The organism is Tatumella sp. JGM94 (assembly GCF_018257595.1).
In the GTDB taxonomy this organism is placed as follows: domain Bacteria; phylum Pseudomonadota; class Gammaproteobacteria; order Enterobacterales; family Enterobacteriaceae; genus Tatumella; species Tatumella punctata.
The window spans coordinates 107,748-122,471 of the sequence record NZ_JAERJN010000007.1 but is presented as its reverse complement, the minus strand read 5'-3'; the positions used below and the strand labels follow the sequence as shown (position 1 = coordinate 122,471).

General features: G+C 51.4%; 11 protein-coding genes. 5 read left to right on the top strand and 6 right to left on the bottom strand.

The features are described from left to right. Nucleotides 1-196: 196 nt before the first annotated feature. The 3 genes from pykF (at nt 197) to JK216_RS07145 (ending at nt 2,888) form a co-directional block, all read left to right on the top strand. Nucleotides 197-1,609, top strand: a complete 1,413-nt coding sequence (gene pykF, locus JK216_RS07155) for a pyruvate kinase PykF (RefSeq protein ID WP_212706841.1) — start codon at nt 197-199, stop codon at nt 1,607-1,609. A gap of 292 nt (nt 1,610-1,901) precedes the next feature. Continuing rightward, entirely contained in the window at nt 1,902-2,138 is a 237-nt protein-coding gene (locus tag JK216_RS07150) for a major outer membrane lipoprotein (protein WP_212706840.1), read from the top strand. 348 nt (nt 2,139-2,486) lie between these two features. Then, a complete protein-coding gene (locus JK216_RS07145; protein ID WP_212706839.1) occupies nt 2,487-2,888 on the top strand; it encodes a hypothetical protein in 402 nt (133 codons plus the stop codon). Nucleotides 2,889-2,943: 55 nt separating this feature from the next. Here the strand turns inward: JK216_RS07145 and JK216_RS07140 are convergent, their stop codons facing one another. Next, nucleotides 2,944-6,000 carry an FAD-binding and (Fe-S)-binding domain-containing protein gene (locus tag JK216_RS07140; protein WP_212706838.1) on the bottom strand — a complete coding sequence of 1,019 codons (3,057 nt, stop codon included), beginning with the start codon at nt 5,998-6,000 and terminating at the stop codon, nt 2,944-2,946. Nucleotides 6,001-6,186: 186 nt separating this feature from the next. Between JK216_RS07140 and ydiK the strand changes: the two genes are divergently transcribed. Continuing rightward, the gene (gene ydiK / locus JK216_RS07135; RefSeq protein WP_212706837.1) at nt 6,187-7,338 is read left to right on the top strand and encodes an AI-2E family transporter YdiK; all 1,152 of its coding nucleotides are present in this window, start codon (nt 6,187-6,189) and stop codon (nt 7,336-7,338) included. 338 nt (nt 7,339-7,676) lie between these two features. Next, nucleotides 7,677-8,723, top strand: a complete 1,047-nt coding sequence (locus JK216_RS07130; protein WP_212706836.1) for a 3-deoxy-7-phosphoheptulonate synthase — start codon at nt 7,677-7,679, stop codon at nt 8,721-8,723. Between the two features lie 12 nt (nt 8,724-8,735). On the opposite strand, the gene JK216_RS07125 is transcribed toward JK216_RS07130, so the two are convergent. The 5 genes from JK216_RS07125 to pheS all read right to left on the bottom strand — a co-directional run bounded on the left by JK216_RS07125 (nt 8,736) and on the right by pheS (nt 14,721). Next, nucleotides 8,736-10,175: a protein adenylyltransferase SelO gene (locus JK216_RS07125; RefSeq protein WP_212706835.1), complete on the bottom strand. Its 1,440-nt coding sequence runs from the start codon at nt 10,173-10,175 to the stop codon at nt 8,736-8,738. A gap of 144 nt (nt 10,176-10,319) precedes the next feature. After that, nucleotides 10,320-10,778: an NlpC/P60 family protein gene (locus JK216_RS07120; RefSeq protein ID WP_212710162.1), complete on the bottom strand. Its 459-nt coding sequence runs from the start codon at nt 10,776-10,778 to the stop codon at nt 10,320-10,322. Nucleotides 10,779-11,030: 252 nt separating this feature from the next. Beyond that, nucleotides 11,031-11,330 carry an integration host factor subunit alpha gene (gene ihfA, locus JK216_RS07115; RefSeq protein WP_029685826.1) on the bottom strand — a complete coding sequence of 100 codons (300 nt, stop codon included), beginning with the start codon at nt 11,328-11,330 and terminating at the stop codon, nt 11,031-11,033. Between the two features lie 4 nt (nt 11,331-11,334). Next, a complete protein-coding gene (gene pheT, locus JK216_RS07110) occupies nt 11,335-13,722 on the bottom strand; it encodes a phenylalanine--tRNA ligase subunit beta (RefSeq protein WP_212711304.1) in 2,388 nt (795 codons plus the stop codon). A 15-nt stretch (nt 13,723-13,737) separates the two neighbouring features. Further along, nucleotides 13,738-14,721 carry a phenylalanine--tRNA ligase subunit alpha gene (gene pheS, locus JK216_RS07105; protein ID WP_212706832.1) on the bottom strand — a complete coding sequence of 328 codons (984 nt, stop codon included), beginning with the start codon at nt 14,719-14,721 and terminating at the stop codon, nt 13,738-13,740. Between the last annotated feature and the right edge of the window lie 3 nt (nt 14,722-14,724).

Sequence of the window (14,724 nt, the reverse complement as noted above, 5' to 3'; positions counted from 1 at the left end):
ATACAGCTTGCGCAACATCCATTTCTTATCTGCCTTTGTGTGGTGCGGGATCCTACGCATCAGACCGTTTTTACTCTTCTTATCGGCGTGTTCGCTCCTGTGAGTTTGTGTTACCTGAGACCAAAATCCCCGTCATCGGCTTGTCCGGCCGGTGGTCTGTATTTCTTAACCCATTACAACTTATAGATAACCCGTCATGAAAAAAACCAAAATCGTCTGTACTATCGGCCCAAAAACTGAATCTGAAGAGATGCTGACTCACCTGCTGGATGCGGGTATGAATGTTATGCGTCTGAATTTTTCTCATGGTGATTATGCTGAACATGGACAGCGTATCGCTAACCTGCGTGCAGTGGTCAGTAAAACCCGACACAATGCTGCTATTCTGCTGGACACCAAAGGTCCGGAAATCCGCACCATGAAACTGGAAGGCGGTAATGATGTTTCGCTGCAGGCGGGACAGACATTTACCTTTACTACCGACCAGTCTGTTATTGGTAATAATCAGCACGTTGCCGTCACTTATCCCGGCTTTGCCGCGGATCTGGCCATCGGTAATACGGTTCTGGTTGATGATGGTTTGCTGGGTATGGAAGTGTTGTCAGTCACCGAAAATACCGTTGTCTGTAAAGTACTGAACAATGGTGACCTGGGTGAAAACAAAGGTGTTAACCTGCCGGGTGTCTCTATTCAGTTACCGGCCCTCGCGGAAAAAGATAAGCGTGATCTGATTTTTGGTTGTGAGCAAGGTGTGGATTTCGTTGCTGCGTCCTTTATCCGTAAACGTTCTGACGTGCTTGAAATCCGCGAACACCTGAAACAGCACGGCGGTGAGAATATTCAGATTATTTCGAAAATCGAAAATCAGGAAGGTCTGAACAACTTTGATGAAATTCTGGAAGCGTCTGATGGCATTATGGTGGCCAGGGGCGACTTAGGGGTTGAAATCCCGGTGGAAGAAGTTATTTTCGCCCAGAAGATGATGATTCAGAAATGTAACAAAGCACGTAAGCTGGTGATCACAGCAACCCAGATGCTGGATTCGATGATCAAGAACCCGCGCCCTACCCGCGCTGAAGCCGGCGATGTGGCGAATGCTATCCTCGACGGTACTGATGCCGTAATGCTGTCCGGTGAAAGTGCTAAAGGTAAATATCCGCTGGAAGCCGTCACTATTATGGCGACGATCTGCGACCGTACTGACCGTGTGATGGGCAGCCGAATCGACTCCCTGCACGACAGCCATAAATTACGCATCACAGAAGCTGTATGTCGTGGCGCAGTAGAAACCGCGGAAAAACTGCAATCAGCCCTGATTGTTGTGGCGACCCAGGGCGGAAAATCCGCAAAATCTATCCGTAAATATTTCCCGTCAGCCACTATTCTGGCACTAACCACCAATGAAACCACGGCCCGCCAGCTATTAGTGACTAAAGGTGTCGAGACACACCTGGTTAAAGAAATCGCGTCAACTGATGACTTCTATCGTATCGGTAAAGAGATTGCTCTCAGCGCCGGATATGCGGCGGAAGGCGATGTTGTGGTAATGGTTTCCGGGGCATTAGTACCAAGCGGCACCACAAATACTGCTTCAGTTCACGTTATTTAATATATATTTGTGACAAGGCGTCCTGCGGGGCGCCTTTTTTTATGCCTTTTTATTTTAAATAAGTTCAAAAAAAAATAAAAAGAGACTAAAAATGCTTTTTATAATTAAGGTAAATCCGATTAAATCTCAATGTTTTTACTAAAAAATTTATCAGAATTTATTAATCGCTGTTTCTTTGAGCGAATAAACGAAATTAAGCATGTTCTCATAAAAAATATATTCTCAACTCAAAAAACTTTGTGTAATACTTATTGGGCTACATGGAGATTAACTCAATTTAGAGGGTAAAATAATGAATCGTACTAAACTGGTACTGGGCGCGGTAATTCTGGGTTCAACTCTGCTGGCTGGTTGTTCTAGCAATGCTAAAATCGACCAACTGTCAAGCGATGTTCAGACTCTGAACACCAAAGTTGACCAGCTGAGCACCGACGTGAACGCAGTACGTACTGACGTTCAGGCTGCTAAAGACGACGCAGCTCGCGCTAACCAGCGTCTGGATAACCAGGCTCACGCATACCGCAAGTAAGCGTTCTGGTAGTGAAAATGGCGCCTGCGGGCGCCATTTTTTTTATCTGTCGTTCCGGCGACTTTCATCGTTCTCCCGCCTTTTTTTGCTGAACCCTCAGTGGCTGTGTCTGATACACGCCTCCTGCCTGCCCCGGCTGCCCCTGTTCAGCAAGCTGCATATCTGCTATCTGCTGCTTTCAGTACCCGCCTTTGTAAAGATATTTCGCCCTTTCCGGACTTGTCACACGCTGGCCGCAGCAACAATCCTGAGACAGCCTCCTGACGACTCTGCTTAAGAAACGTCAGGCTTGCAAAATACCGGATAGTTATATGATAATGATTATCATTACTACAGAGAGGTATTGTGATGTTCTCATTTTCTGGCTGGCTAACGATTCACCTTGAAGAATACCATCAGACCCTCAGAGCAATGTGCAGAGAGTTCCATAACCGTAAACACCGTCTAAAACAGCCTGACAGCTCACTGGCGGATTTGCGGGGATTTAATGACCTGTGCCTGAGCATGGCCGACAAATGCCAGCAGCAAGGCGATGACGGTCGCAGTCTGTCGATTTTACTCAGCCTGCACCAGCAACTGGTCAGCGGAATGGCCGATGAAGCTCAGGATATGTTGTTCCGTTTACAGGCGCTGCAACTGGCTCGCTACTCACTCAGTCAGTTAAGCCACCGCCTGATGCAGGAAGGTGAATGGGAACAGGTATGCCATTTACAGGAAGAATTTTTTTGTTATTCCGAACAACTGCCCTGAAACAGCGCGGAAAGCGCAGCATGCACTTTCCGCGGTTAACACCGGCGTCTGCGTACTAACTTACCATCTCAAGCAAGGCCTGCAACGGATGGCGTACTGCCTCGCCTTCAATCCTTTTTACCTGACTCCGGCAGGAATAACCGGTCGCCAGACAACGGTGACGGGCCCGCTGTTGCATGTGCGGCTGCCAGGAGAGCTGGTAAATTCCCAGAGAGTTATCAAGATTTCTGGTTTCATGACCATAGGTACCTGCCATACCACAGCATCCGGCATTGACGGTTTCCAGTTTTGCGCCAAAACGGCTGAAAATAGATTTCCAGTGGCTGCCCGACTGAGGGAGGGCTGTATTTTCGGTACAGTGGGGGAACAGATACCATGCCTCACCGACAGGTTGCTGCTCAGCACGCCCGGCGGTCACCTGGTTCAGCCACTCATGAGCCAGTAATACGCTGAAATCTCCCCGCGCGTCACCCAGCACCTGCCGGTACTCATCGCGATAACAGAGTACCAGTGCCGGGTCCGTCCCGACCATGGGGATCCCGAGCGCCGCAAGCTCATTCAGTACCCCGGCACTCTTCCTGGCCGTGCCGGCAAACCGCTGCAGGAACCCTTTTACATGCTGCGCTTTACCGTTAGGCGTAAACGGCACCAGTACCGGTTTAAAGCCAAGTTTACTGATCAGGCTGATAAAATCACTGACTAGTCTGGCTTCGTAATAACTGGTGAACGGGTCCTGCACCACCAGCACATACTGCTGACGTTCGGCAAGGCTCAGGTGACGCAGATCATCCGGTGAGGTTTGCAGGGCCTGATGACCAGCTAACTGTTGTTTCAGGGTCGGTGATGACAGTGCGGGCAAATCAGCCATACCGATATATTTCCTGCTAAAAGCCTGCAATTGCGGGTTGGTCAGGAAAAAATTAAACAGCCGTGGTGCCCTGGCCATTAATGGCGTATAGCTCTCCACCGCGGCCACCAGGTGATCACTGACCGGCCGCAGATAACGGCTGTGGTACAGCTGTAAAAAACGGGAACGGAATGAAGGTACATCAATTTTGATCGGGCACTGGCTGGAGCAGGCTTTACATCCCAGACAACCGGCCATTGCCTCTTTCACTTCATGAGAGAAGTCATATTCCCCTCTGGCTGCCTGGCGGGTATTTTTCAGTTTACTGATAAAACTGCGCAGACTGAGAGTATTCTGCGGTAAAGTCTGTTCCAGCTGTCGGGGGTCAACCCCCTGCTCCGCCAGTAAACGCAGCCATTCTCTGGTCAGGGTGGCACGGCCTTTGGGTGAATGTAACCGGTTACGGGTAATTTTCATGGACGGGCACATCGGACTGTTCACATCAAAATTAAAGCATAACCCGTTACCATTACACTCCATCGCTCCGCGCCAGTCTTCCCGGACAGTTACCGGAATCTGCCGGTCAAAGCTGCCACGGGTCGGGCTTTCGATAGGTTTCAGTACTGCAGGGCTGTCAAGAGGAGTACAGATTTTTCCCGGATTAAGCCGGTTTTGCCGATCGAATGCACGTTTGATGCGCCGTAATTCGCGAAACAGTTCAGCTCCGAAGAAATCCTCTGTATAAGCCCCGCGGTAGCCTTTTCCGTGTTCTCCCCATAATAGCCCGCCATAGCTTGCGGTCAGGGCTGCCACCTGGTCAGACAAGCGTTTCATCAGCAGTTCCTGCTGAGGGTCACACATGTCCAGTGCAGGACGGACATGCAGAACGCCGGCATCAACATGGCCAAACATGCCATAGCTCAGTCCGTGGCTGTCCAGCAGCGCACGAAAATCAGTAATATAGTCAGCCAGCTGTTCTGGCGGTACTGCGGTATCTTCCACAAAAGGGATAGGTTTGGCATGCCCTTTGGCATTGCCCAGCAGACCGACCGCTTTTTTACGCATGGCATAAATACGTTCCACTTCATCAAGCCGTGTACAACACTGATAACCAATAATTCCTGCTTCTCTGGCCTGCATCAGCTGGTCCAGGCGCTGACATAAGTCACTGACCTGCTTCGCCGCCAGTTCTCTGTCATTCCCGGCAAACTCAACCAGGTTCAGCCCAAGCATCTGTTCTCCCGGTACATCGGTAATCAGCTCTTTCACCGAATGCCAGACAATGTCCTCACGGGCCAGATTAAGGACTGTCGAGTCTACGGTTTCCACCGACAGGGCCTGCGCCTGCACCAGAAAGGGTGCATTACGTAATGCCGAGTCAAAGCTGTCATATTTTATATTTACCAACTGACGCACTTTTGGGATGGGCGTGATATTCAGCCGCGCCTCAGTAATAAACGCCAGAGTTCCTTCTGAACCACACAGAATTCTGGTCAGATCAAAAGTTTGCAGATCATCACTCAGCACATGGCGCAGGTCATAACCGGTCATAAAACGGTTAAGCCGTGGGAACTTATCGAGGATCAGCTGTCGGTTATCACGACAGCTTTTGAGGACTTGCTGATAAATTTCACCTTCACGGGTCTGTTCTGCGGCGATTTGCTCTGCCAGCGCGACCGGCACCGGCCGGGTATCAAGCATCTCCCCGTCAGCCAGAATAACCCGTAACCCCAGCACATGATCAGAGGTTTTACCGTAGACCAGCGACCCCTGCCCCGAGGCATCGGTGTTAATCATCCCGCCGATAGTGGCGCGGTTACTGGTTGATAATTCGGGTGCAAAGAAGAAGCCATAAGGTTTCAGCCACTGGTTCAGCTGATCTTTTACTACCCCGGCCTCAACCCTTACCCAGCCTTCATCCGTATTTATCTCAAGGATACGGTTCATATGGCGCGACAGATCAACAATAATGCCCTGATTCAGTGACTGACCATTAGTCCCTGTGCCTCCGCCACGCGCTGTCAGTGTCAGCGACTGATAGTCCTTTTCAGCAGAAATGCGGCTGATCATGGCGACATCTGCCACAGAGCGTGGAAAAATAATCGCTTCCGGCAGGCTCTGGTAAATACTGTTATCGACCGACATACTCAGGCGCGCGCCATAATCGGTCGCAATATCACCGCTAAAACCTTGCTGCTGAAGTGTCTCAATATAGGAAAGCACCTGCGGGCTCAGCCCAGGTGCATGGTTTATCTGTGGGATCATGCAGTAAAAACCCGGATGTTGTGTTGTTGTAATTGTTCAGATAATTGGTTTTACCATATTTTCGTCAACGCTGCTTTTGTTACTGTATGAAAAAGTTTACCTGTCGGCTCTGTTGTATTTGCCGGAAATACCGCATCATTAGCAGCATCCCCGACACCGGGTGAACTGATTGAGGTAAAGGTTGTTATGAAAGCGCTGCCGCAGGATAAGGATTTACCGCAAAAGCTATTTACGCTGATGTTTTTCGTTTTAATGATCGTCGCCAGTTTTTGGATCGTGCAGCCATTTATCCTTGGCTTTGCATGGGCAGGGATGGTGGTTATCGCCACCTGGGGGCTGATGCTGCGCATCCAGAAATATCTATGGGGACGCCGTTCGCTGGCCGTACTGGTGATGACCCTGATTTTACTGCTGGTGTTTATTATTCCGATTGCGTTACTGATTAGCAGCGTGATCGACAATATCGGACCGGTGGTCGCCTGGGCAACCTCAGGACATATCGAGATACCGAAACTGGAGTGGCTGGATAAAATCCCGCTGGCGGGTAACAAAATGGCGATCTACTACCACAAAATGGTGGCAGGCGGTGGCAGTGCCATGATGGCAAAAATACAGCCTTACATTGGTCAGACAACCAGCTTTTTCGTTGCTCAGGCCGGGCATTTTGGCCGATTGCTGGTACACCTGGCACTGATGCTGCTGTTCAGTGTACTGCTTTACTGGCGCGGTGAACGGGTCGGTCAGGGAATACGCCATTTTGCTTACCGTCTGGCGGGACGCCGCGGCGATGCCGTGGTACTGCTGGCGGGTCAGGCGATCCGTGCGGTGGCACTTGGCGTGGTCGTGACGGCCCTGTTACAAGGCGTGGTCGGCGGGATTGGTCTGGCGATTGCCGGTATTCCTTATGCCACCCTGTTAACTGTGGTTATGATCCTTTGCTGCCTGATCCAGATTGGTCCGCTACTGGTACTGGTACCGGCCATTATCTGGCTGTACTGGAGTGGCGACACGACCTGGGGAACGGTATTGCTGGTCTGGAGCTGTGTTGTCGGTACTATGGACAGCGTGATCCGCCCCATGCTTATCCGGCTTGGTGCCGACCTGCCGATGCTGATTATCCTCTCCGGGGTTATCGGCGGACTGGTTTCTTTCGGCATGATTGGTCTGTTTATCGGTCCGGTGGTACTGGCTGTCTCTTATCGCCTGGTCTCTGTCTGGATGCATCAGGCGCCGGAACCCCACGGCGATCCTGAACTGGTGGTTGAAGAACTGATAGAAGATACCCGCAAAACGGCCGAACAGGCACGTCATGCCCGTAATAACTCTGTGGCAGAATAGTCACTGCAGGTGCCGCTGGTAGTTTTCAGGGGCACTGCTCTGCAAGGATATTTGTTAATGGGATGATTCTTACAGATCAGGAAGGTAAATAACTTTATGATAATTATTAATATTTTCACTTACCCCTAAAAAGGTAGCGAAACACTTATTGCTGTGTGTAGTCTTTGCCCTTCTGTAAAGGGCATTTTTTTTATCTTTTTGTGGCCCGGTAACCATTTCACGGCCGGTAATCCGCATCTTTTTCACTCAGGCAGTTGAAATCATCGACTGTTCGGTTATGGTTTGTGCCATATCTTCCCGGCATTCTGCCGATGAGAAGCACAGATTCCGAGAGTACTATGAAGAAAACAGATGAATTACGCACCAGGCCAGTTGCTCCGCTAATCACTCCGGCAGCACTTAATCAGCAATTCCCCGTTTCCCCGGCAATAGCCGATAATATCCTGGCCACCCGACAGCGCATCAGCCGTATTTTACGGGGTACAGATAAGCGTCTGCTGGTCATTATCGGGCCCTGTTCCCTGCATCACCCGGCTGCTGCGCTGGAATACGCACAGCGCCTGAACCGACTGCGCGACCGTTATCATCATAAGCTGGAAATAGTGATGCGGACTTACTTTGAAAAACCCCGTACCGTCACCGGATGGAAGGGGCTGATTAATGATCCCGGCCTCGACGGCAGTTATAACATTAATCACGGTCTGGCCATTGCCCGTAAGCTATTACTGGACATCAATGCGCTCGGTCTGCCAACCGCCACAGAGTTCCTTGATATGGTGAACGGACAATTTATTGCTGACCTGATCAGCTGGGGTGCCATCGGTGCCCGTACCACCGAAAGTCAGATTCACCGGGAAATGGCGTCAGCGCTCTCCTGCCCTGTCGGGTTTAAAAACGGCACGGACGGTAACGTCCGGATTGCCATTGATGCTATCCGTGCAACGCAAGCCAGCCATATGTTTTTGTCTCCCGATAAACAAGGGCAGATGACTATCTATCAGACGCAGGGGAATCCCGACGGACACATTATTTTACGTGGCGGGAAACAGCCTAATTACACATCAGAGCATATTCGTATGGCACGTCAGGCACTGGAAGAGTTTCAGCTGACCCCGCGGCTGGTGATTGATTTCAGCCACGGTAACTGCCTGAAACAACACCGCCGGCAATTACTGGTTGCTGATGATGTGGCGCAACAGTTACGTGACGGAGAAACCGCCATTGCCGGCGTGATGATCGAAAGCTTTTTACAGGAAGGGCAACAGGCCGTGGCTGCCGGGAAACCACTGGTCTATGGCCAGTCAATTACCGACCCCTGTATCGGCTGGGAAGATACTGAAACGGTACTGAAGCTGCTGGCAGAAGCCGTTTCCGCCAGCCATTAACCGCGACCGGAGTCAGCTGGAACAGCTGATTTCTAATGCCTTACCCCAGTCCGGCGGGCGATTAAATAACGCCTGCTGGTCATTTGCCAGCCGGTAAGGGTTCTGTAACGCCCGGTGAAGCACGGACAATGCGCCAGTTTCACCGCGCTCCGCTTCTTCAATGGCTTGCTGTGCCAGATAATTGCGCAATACCAGCGCCGGGTTTACCTGCTGCATCCGCTGCTGACGATGCTCATCACTGATCTGTTCTTCTGCTAAACGCTGGCGGTATTTAATAAACCAGTGATCAAATGCTGCCCTGTCAATAAACTCGTCACGTAACGGTGATTGTGCCTGTAACTGCTCTGTTTCCGACAACAAACGAAAAGTCCTGGTGTAATCGCTGCCTTCACTGGCCATTAGTGCCAGCAGTTCACTCAGCAGATCGTTATCTTCCGGGCGGCGGCTAAAGAAGCCGAGCTTATCGCGCATCTGCTGACCCCAGGCTTCCATCAGCCAGTGTTCATAACCAGCCAGGGCCTGCTTCAGCTGTCCGGCCGACAGTAAGGGGGATAATGCGTGGGCCAGCCGGTTGAGGTTCCACAACCCCGCCATTGGCTGATTTTCAAAGCGATAACGCCCCTGATGATCACTGTGATTACAGATAAACTGCGGATTATAATCGTCCATAAACCCGTACGGACCATAATCAAGTGTCAGGCCCAGCAGCGACATATTATCCGTGTTCATCACGCCATGTGAGAAGCCGACTGCCTGCCAGCGGGCTATCATCGTGGCTGTGCGTTTTACCACATCCGAAAACCACAGCAGGTAGCGATCCGCATCATCAGCGAGTGCCGGCCAGTGATGGCGGATGGCGTAATCGGCCAGCTCACGGACTTTTTCTGGCTGGTTACGGTAGAAAAAATGTTCAAAATGACCGAAACGCAAATGGCTTTCAGCAATCCTTACCAGCATTGCCCCCCGTTCTGTCTGTTCGCGGAAGACAGGTTCATCGCTGATGGCCAGGCTAAGGGCGCGGGTCGTCGGGATCCCCAGGCCATGCATCGCTTCAGAGGCGAGGAATTCCCGGACGGTCGAGCGAATGACCGCACGGCCATCTCCGCTGCGGGAATATGGCGTCAGGCCGGCACCTTTCAGGTGCCAGTCATACTTCTGCCCGTTGGGGAGACGTTGTTCCCCCAGCAACAGTCCCCGGCCATCGCCTAATTGTCCGGCCCAGACACCAAACTGATGACCACTATAGACCTGTGCCAGCGGCGACATCCCTTCAATAACCGCCCCTCCGTAAAAAACCGGATGCCCTGAACCACTGAACAGTTGTGCATCCAGTTGCAGGGCGTCGGCCAACGGCTGGTTATGATAGAGCAACCGCCCCTGATTCAGGGGCGCCGGGGTCACTGCGCTGTAAAAGTCAGGCAGTTCATCGAACCAGGTATTTTTAAACTGCATAGCAACTCCGCAGGTGGGCATAGTTCAGGAAAGCATCTTATGTGCTGTTTAGCAGTAAGTGTACCTTGCTGTTGTCTGTGATGACAGTCACGGCGATGCTTTCCGCACACCACGACACCTGTCAGCCATCCTCCCTGAAAAACTCTAAATGCGCCTCGCCTGCCAGAAGACTTTACGCCAGTAAACATTATCCAGCGAAGAGCGCATCACCCCCCTGCTGGTTGAGGCATGGATAAACAGGTTATCACGATCATAAATACCGACATGTAAACCATCCTGCCCCCAGCCGGTTTTGAAAAAGACCAGGTCTCCCGGCCTTAACTCGCTTTTTTTGATCCGCGTCCCCAGCCTGCTTTGCTGGCGAGTGGTTCGGGGTAACTGCAAGTCAAAACGATTACGGAACGTCAGATACACAAAACCGGAGCAGTCAACACCGCGGCGACTGAGTCCGCCAAGCCGGTAAGGCGTACCATGCCATTGAGACAGTTGCTGGCTCAGCTGCCGGGTCACTTTGACGGGATCAGACAAGCGTGCATCAGGAGCCGGTGCACGGCTGCTGCACCCGGCAAGTAATAATACCAATAAAGCTACAGCAATACGTATCATACCAGGGACTCCGCGAAGCCATTTAATAAGCAAAAATGACACAGTAATACGGTCTGTGCTGACACTGGGCAGATCATCCGCAGTACCGCCAGCAGACGAATACCCGCCAGTGCGGCTAACCCGAATAAACCAGTCAATGGCGGTTACTCTTGCCGGGCAGTCAGCTGTCGGGTTTATCTGTTGTGCCATAAACCACAGACAAAAAAAAGGCCGCAGTCGCGGCCTTTAGTACATTGCATCAGTAAAACATTAACTTTTCTTCGGAGCAGCGTTTTCGACACGGCTTTTCAGTTTCTGGCCGGGGCGGAAAGTCACAACACGACGGGCCGTAATCGGGATATCTTCCCCGGTTTTCGGATTTCTTCCCGGACGTTGATTCTTATCACGTAAGTCAAAATTGCCAAAGCCTGACAGTTTAACCTGCTCACCATTCTCTAATGCCCTGCGGACTTCTTCAAAAAACAGTTCAACCAGATCCTTCGCATCACGCTTGCTAAGACCCAGTTTTTCGAACAGGTACTCTGACATTTCAGCTTTTGTAAGCGCCATAAGTTCAATCCCTCAAGGTTGCCTGGAATCGCTCTTTTAATGCCGCAACACAATTAGCAACAGTCGCGGCGATTTCGTCTTCTTCGAGTGTCCGGCTGGTATCCTGCAAAATCAGGCTGATTGCAAGGCTCTTATAACCCTCACTCACACCCTTACCTCGGTACACGTCAAACAAGTTTACGCCAACTAACTGATTTACGCCAACTTTCTTACACTCTGCAATTACTGCTGCCGCAGGGACGTTTTCGGCCACCACAACCGCGATATCACGACGGTTAGCCGGGAAGCGGGAAATATCTTTCGCAGCAGGCAGGACGCGGTCTGCAAGCTGATCCCACTGCAGTTCGAAAACGACAGTACGGCCATTCAGATCAAGCTTACGTTCCAGTTCCGGGTGAACCACGCCGATAAAACCAATGCATTGATCCTGCAAATAAATACCCGCAGTCTGTCCCGGATGAAGTGCAGAATGTGCCGCCGCGCGGAATTCAATCTGCTCACCTTTCGCTGTCAGGTCAAGCACCGACTCCAGATCACCTTTCAGGTCAAAAAAGTCGACAGTCGCACGCTGCTGGTCCCAGTGCTCTTCAACCCGGGTACCCGTAATTACCCCGGCCAGCATAGTCTGCTGACGGATCCCCAGTTCTGCCGAACTGTCGGGAACAAAACGCAACCCGCTTTCAAATAAACGGACGCGGCTTTGCTGGCGATTCTGGTTATAGACTACCGCTCCCAGTAATCCCGGTAACAGTGACAGACGCATCGCTGACATTTCGCTGGAGATCGGGTTTGGCAGGATCAGCGCTTCTTCACCCGGATGTACCAGACTCTGCACTTTAGGATCGACAAAACTGTAGGTAATCGCTTCCTGATAGCCTTTATCAACCAGCATTGCTTTTACACGTTTCAGGGACAGACTGGCTTCGCGGTGTACCGGCATCACCAGATCGGCTTTGACAGGAACATCGGGGATATTGTTATATCCGTAGACCCGCGCAACCTCTTCCACCAGATCTTCTTCGATAGCCATATCAAAACGCCAGCCCGGGGCCGTCGCCGTCCACTCATCCTGCCCGCAGGTAACGTTACATCCCAGACGTTGCAGAATATCGGTCACCTGCGCATCGGCAATAGAGTGCCCAATCAGACGGTCCAGTTTCTGGCGACGCAGAGTAATGGTCGCTGGCACCGGTAATGCTTGCTGATGAGTACAGTCGATCACCGGTCCGGCTTCACCACCGCAGATATCCAGCAGTAAACGGGTAGCCCGTTCCATTGCTTTATATTGCAGCGTGGTATCGACACCACGTTCATAACGGTGAGATGCATCGGTATGCAGCCCCTGACGACGCGCCCGGCCAGTAATGGCTAACGGATTAAACCAGGCACATTCGAGCAACAGATTTTGTGTCTGATGATTAACAGCTGACTCTTCTCCGCCAAAGATACCCGCCATCGCCAGAGCTTTTTGCTGGTCAGCGATAACCAGAGTATCTGCGCTGAGGGTCGCTTCATTACCGTCGAGCAGGGTCAGTTTTTCACCTTCGTCGGCCAGGCGAACAATAATGCCGCCCTGTAAACGGTCGAGGTCAAAAGCGTGCATCGGCTGACCAAGTTCCAGCAATACATAGTTCGTGACATCGACAACCGCATCAATAGAACGAATACCACAACGGCGTAATTTTTCTTTCATCCATAACGGAGTATCAGCAGCAACATTTATTCCGCTAATCACACGGCCCAGATAGCGCGGGCAGGCCTCTGTCGCCTGTACTTCAATCGGGAAACGACGATCAGTGGTTGCCACTACCGGTTCGATCTCTGGCTCAGATAACCTGAGACCATTCAGGACCGCAACATCACGGGCTATCCCCATAATACCCAGACAGTCAGCACGGTTAGGCGTCACACTGATTTCAATGGTCGTGTCATCCAGTTGCAGGAACTTACGGAAATCAGTACCCGCCACAGCCCCGGCAGGTAATTCCATAATGCCATCAGATTCAACGGCAATGCCCAGTTCTGAATAAGAGCACAGCATACCCTCCGACGGCTCACCCCGCAGTTTGGCAGCTTTAATTTTAAAGTCACCCGGCAGAACCGCACCGACAGTCGCTACGGCGACTTTCAGGCCTTTGCGACAGTTGGGTGCGCCGCAGACGATGTCCAGCAGACGATCGCCGCCTACGTTGACTTTGGTGACCCGCAACTTATCAGCATTCGGGTGTTGTTCGCATTCAACAACTTCACCGACCACAACGCCATGAAAATCGCCCGCCACCGGCGCGGTGCCGTCAACTTCCAGACCGGCCATGGTAATTTGTTCAGAAAGTTCTTCACTGGTCAGGGCCGGATTTACCCATTCACGTAACCAAAGTTCACTGAATTTCATTGGATAACCCTGCCCTTATTTAAACTGTTTCAGAAAACGCAGATCGTTTTCGAAGAATGCACGTAAATCCGTCACGCCATAACGCAGCATCGTCAGACGTTCCATACCCATACCAAAAGCGAAACCGGAATACACTTCCGGATCAATCCCGACATTGCGTAATACATTCGGGTGCACCATTCCGCAGCCCAGAACTTCAAGCCATTTGCCGTTTTTGCCCATGACATCAACTTCAGCCGACGGCTCAGTGAACGGGAAATAGGAAGGACGGAAGCGGACCTGCAGATCTTCCTCAAAGAAGTTATTCAGGAAATCGTGCAGCGTGCCTTTCAGATTGGTAAAGCTGATGTCTTTATCAACAATCAGACCTTCCATCTGGTGGAACATAGGTGTGTGGGTCTGATCATAATCATTACGGTAGACACGGCCGGGAACAATAATACGCACCGGTGGCTGATTTTTCTCCAGGGTACGGATCTGCATACCTGATGTCTGGGTACGCAGCAGGCGTTGTGCATCAAACCAGAAGGTATCATGGTCAGCACGGGCCGGGTGATGGCCGGGAATATTCAGGGCATCGAAGTTATAATACGCATCTTCAATTTCCGGGCCGGTCACGGTTGTAAAACCCAGCTCACCGAAAAAGTGTTCGATACGATCGATGGTTCGGGTTACCGGATGCAGTCCGCCATTTTCTATACGACGCCCGGGCAGAGAAACATCAATCGTTTCAGCAGACAGTCGTTCGTTCAGCGCCGCGGTTTCCAGCGTCTGTTTACGCAGGGTTAATTGTTCCTGCACCTGTTGTTTGGCTTCGTTAATTACCGCACCGGCCGCAGGACGTTCCTCAGCCGGTAATTCACGTAATGTCGTCATCTGCAGAGTCAGATGGCCTTTTTTCCCCAGGTATTCGACGCGGACAGCATCCAGGGTGGCGATATCCGTCGCCTCGTCTATAGCAGCCCTTGCGCGGGCCACTAATTCTGCGAGTTGGGACATGTT